Annotated in this window: 2 protein-coding genes and 4 pseudogenes; 5 read left to right on the forward strand and 1 reads right to left on the reverse strand. The window is 52.9% G+C overall.

Going from position 1 to position 4004, the window contains the following annotated elements:
• The first annotated feature begins 419 nt into the window (after nt 1-419).
• The gene (locus FOV68_RS24660; protein ID WP_370513306.1) at nt 420-635 is read left to right on the forward strand and encodes a transposase family protein; all 216 of its coding nucleotides are present in this window, start codon (nt 420-422) and stop codon (nt 633-635) included.
• Between the two features lie 21 nt (nt 636-656).
• A pseudogene (locus tag FOV68_RS24665) lies at nt 657-876 on the forward strand (transposase).
• A gap of 225 nt (nt 877-1101) precedes the next feature.
• Here the strand turns inward: FOV68_RS24665 and FOV68_RS23760 are convergent.
• A complete protein-coding gene (locus tag FOV68_RS23760; RefSeq protein ID WP_143991727.1) occupies nt 1102-1809 on the reverse strand; it encodes a hypothetical protein in 708 nt (235 codons plus the stop codon).
• A gap of 213 nt (nt 1810-2022) precedes the next feature.
• Between FOV68_RS23760 and tnpA the strand changes: the two are divergent.
• The 3 pseudogenes from tnpA to FOV68_RS23775 form a co-directional block, all read left to right on the forward strand.
• Nucleotides 2023-2681, forward strand: a pseudogene (gene tnpA, locus FOV68_RS23765) (IS66-like element accessory protein TnpA).
• Nucleotides 2678-3026, forward strand: a pseudogene (gene tnpB, locus FOV68_RS23770) (IS66 family insertion sequence element accessory protein TnpB). Before tnpA ends, tnpB begins: the two co-directional pseudogenes overlap by 4 nt.
• Before the next feature lie 19 nt (nt 3027-3045).
• A pseudogene (locus FOV68_RS23775) lies at nt 3046-4004 on the forward strand (IS66 family transposase); the annotation flags it as partial.

Genomic DNA, 4004 nt, shown 5'->3' on the forward strand with positions numbered 1-4004 from the left:
TTTAATCTGGCGGTGTTCAACGTCAGGCGGACATCGACCTTCGCGTTTAAGCAGAGCGTGCAGACTGGCCGGCATGGTTTGTATTAGGAAAGCGAGTGATGGTATCGCATCAGCGTCCGGCGGGGATGTGGTCTGTTGATGCAGAGCAGAACCGTATACCATTGGCAGAGCCGGCGTAACGATTAGGCGATTACGATGCGTATCCGGGAAATTGCGGAAACCCGATACGTTATGGCTGCCCGCTCATCCATATCCAGCTGCGGCGGGAAGGCTGGCAGGTTAACCACAAAAAGCACCGCATCTGTTGCCTGGAAGGCCTCAATCTTCGCAGGGTACGCCCACGCAGGCATGTCAGCGCGGTACACCGTAAACAGCGCCCGGTACTTGCGCATATCGATCAGTGCTGGAGTATGGAGTTCGTGTCAGATAATCTGTTTAACGGGCGACGCTTCCGGGCGCTGACTGTAGTGGATAATTTTAGTCGGGAGTGCCTGGTGAGCCATTTCGGGAATTCGCTGAGAGGAGAGGATGTGGTCGGCGTGATGGAGAGATTACGCGTGCTGAACCACCGGCTGCCAGAGCGGATGCAGACCGGTAATGGCAGCGAATTTATCTCGAAAGCCCTAGATAAATAGGCCTATGAAAATGGCGTGGTGATGGACTTCTCACGCCCCGGAAAACCGACAGATAATGCCCTGATTGAATCATTTAACGGCAGCCTGCGGGATGAATGCCTCAACATTCACTGGTTCCTATGCGCAGGACAAGTTCGACAACTGGCGCAGGGAGTACAATCATGAAAGAACGCATTCGTCATTAAATGACATGACTCCGGCTGAATTCATCCGGAGTCTCCGGAAAGACGAAGATCTCTGATTTATCACTGCATTGATTTCGGGCCAAGCTCAATATAGCCGGAATCTCAAATATAGCCGGAATCTCAAAAAGTGCGTGAAACTAAAATGGGTATATTTACGCTGCAATAATGGGCATTTTCGAGGCTATAGTTATAAATTGCAGCAGAATGTTACAATGGCATTTGGAAGCATCACCATCCATGGCGATGCAATTTAAAATATTTACACAAATTCGTATGACTAATTAGCGTAGTCTACGCCTGCTCATTCTCTCACCCGTTCTATTTGTAGGGTTATTGAGGTTATTTCGTCGTTCGCGAATACTATTGTCGAGTATCTCTTGATCATGAGAAGGTAAAGAATTGTAGAATTCATTCCCATTCACTGTACGATCCCCCATTGGTTCGAAATAACGCCATAGTTCTACTCCAATTTCCCTTGACAGCACATCGAGATCGATTCCTTGTGAAAATCTCGGCATAATATTCATAATTTTAATGTAATTAGATGGGCGGTTTTGTGGAGGCCTCATTACCCTGGATGCACTTGCTGATACTGAAGGCCGGCTCCTATTACCTAGGGTTGTAGATGGATATCCCTGCGTAGCACCAGTATGACTGACTGATGAATTTAAGGTATTTCGCCGCCTCTCAATTGCATTATCCAAAGCTATTTTTTGTTCACTACCTAATGAATTATAAAAATCCCTTCCATTAGCAGTATAATCACCCATTGGAGTGAAAAAATTATATAGCGGAATCCTTGCTTCTCTTGAAAGTTCGTCGAGATCGGTGCCTTGCGAAAAACTTTGTAGAACTGAAAAAATTTCATTTTCATAAGGGATGGTATAAGATCTTGTATTTGTAGAAAGGCTGTAATTAGGATTAATATTCATATAGGCTCCATTTAATACTATCATCAATTTATAGTTATTTAAGTGGTAAAATTTCATTTTTAGTTCCTTTTTTAATTTATCCAATTAGTAATATCTATGATTTTCAATGAAGGCTTCGTTAGTCTTAGTCTTCCGTGAATTGCAATGGAACATGAGAAACATAGGCTATGTCACTGAATTAATTGAGTTATAGTAACTTCCTGTTTCCACAATATATGTAAGCGTCTCAATTAGACCCTCTGTGCAGCAGACTCCGGTTCCGGGAAAATAGTGTCCATCATTTTTAATGGACACTATCACATGAAACACCGGACATGGCTCCCTGAGGTACTTCGCCTCCACTTTGAAGAAAAACTGCCGCGTATTGAGGCCGGACGCAGGCTGGGCATCCCCAAAACCACGGCCTGCGATCTCTTTGTTCGCTTCATGAAGACCGGCCTGTCCTGGCCTTTGCCGCCACGAATCAACGCCAAAATCTGGATAAACGCCTTTACCGACAGGCATCCCGAAAATCCCCCGTTCCACCCCGTGCCCCGGTCCCCTGTGAAATCCCTGTCGCCCGCAAACGACCACAACGCCCCAACTTCCCCCGCGACTTCAAAATCGCACTGGTGGAGCAGTCGATGCAGTCCGGCGTCAGCGTGGCATAGCTTGCCCGTGAAAATAACATTAATGACAATCTGCTGTTCAACTGGCGGCGCCTTTATCAGCAGGGGCTGCTGGCTGCGCGGGCAGACGCGCCGGTCATGCTGCCCGTGGCGCTCACGCCTGAATCAGGCCTCGAACAGGCTCATCCTCCCTCCGTTCTGAGCGACGACGTCCCCTGCTGTGAGCTGGTTCTGCCTACCGGCACGCTTCGTATCAGCGGAAAGCTGACGCCGGAGCTGCTTCAGATGCTCATCCGGGAAATGCAGGGAGAATGCCGGTGATATCTCTCCCTGCGGGCTCCCGCATCTGGCTGGTTGCCGGCGTGACGGACATGCGCAACGGCTTTAATGGCCTTGCTTCCAGGGTGCAGAATACGTTACGGGATGACCCGTTCAGCGGGCATCTGTTCATCTTCCGGGGGCGTCGCGGTGACATGATAAAGGTGCTGTGGGCGGACCCGGGACGGCCTGTGCCTGTTCACCAAACGGCTGGAGCGGGGGCGCTTCGTCTGGCCGGTGACCCAGGACGGTAAGGTTCATCTGACACCTGCGCAACTGTCCATGCTGCTGGAAGGCATTAACTGGAAACATCCGCAGCGGGCGGAACGCCCTGGAATACGCATATAACCTGCTGTAAAGTGTGGTTATGGAGACCTCATACCCTGATGAAAACGCCCGGCTCAGGGCACTGCTGCAGGAGCAGCAGACCACCCTCCGCGAAATGGCGGAGTAACCGCCTGCTCTCACAGCGGGTGGCGGCGTACGCCAGCGAAATTAACCGCCTGAAGGCGCTGGTTGCTAAGCTGCAGCGCATGCAGTTCGGCAAAAGCTCCGAAAAGCTGCGTGAGAAAACGCAGCGCTAGGTGCGCGAGGCGGAGGAGCGCATCAGCGCCCTGCAGGAGGAGATGGCAGAGGTACTAGGCGAGCAGCATGACCCGGTACTGCCGCAGCCGCTGCGCCAGTCTTCCGCCCGCAAACCGCTGCCGGCCTCGCTTCCCCGCGAAACCCGCTCGCTGTCGCCGGCAGAAACCGCCTGTCCGGCATGCGGCGGCGAGCTCATTGCGCTGGGGTGCGACGTATCGGAGCAGCTGGAGCTTATCAGCAGCGCCTTTAAGGTTATCGAAACGCAGCGTCCAAAACTGGCCTGCTGCAGCTGTGACCACATCGTTCAGGCCCCCATGCCGTCAAAACCCATCGAGCGCAGCTATGCAGGTCCCGGTCTGCTGGCGCGCATCGTCACGGCGAAGTTCGCAGAGCACACGCCTCACTACCGTCAGTCAGAGATATACCGTCGCCAGGGCGTGGAACTGAGCCGTGCCACGCTGGGGCGCTGGTCCGGTGCGGTCAGCGAGCTGCTGGAGCCGCTGTACGACCTGCTGCGCCAGTACGTGCTGATGCCGGGCAAGGTGCATACCGACGATATCCCTGTGCCGGTGCAGGAGCCGGGAAGCGGTAAAACGCGCACGGCCCGGCTGTGGGTGTACGTGCGGGATGACCGCAACGCGGGTTCACAGCTTCCACCGGCGGTGTGGTTCGCGTACTCGCCGGACCGGAAGGGTGTGCATCCGCAGCAGCATCTTGCCGGATACGGCGGTATCCTGCAGA

Origin of the sequence: Pantoea sp. paga, assembly GCF_007558755.1 — a bacterium.
GTDB classification, from domain to species: Bacteria; Pseudomonadota; Gammaproteobacteria; order Enterobacterales; family Enterobacteriaceae; genus Pantoea; species Pantoea agglomerans.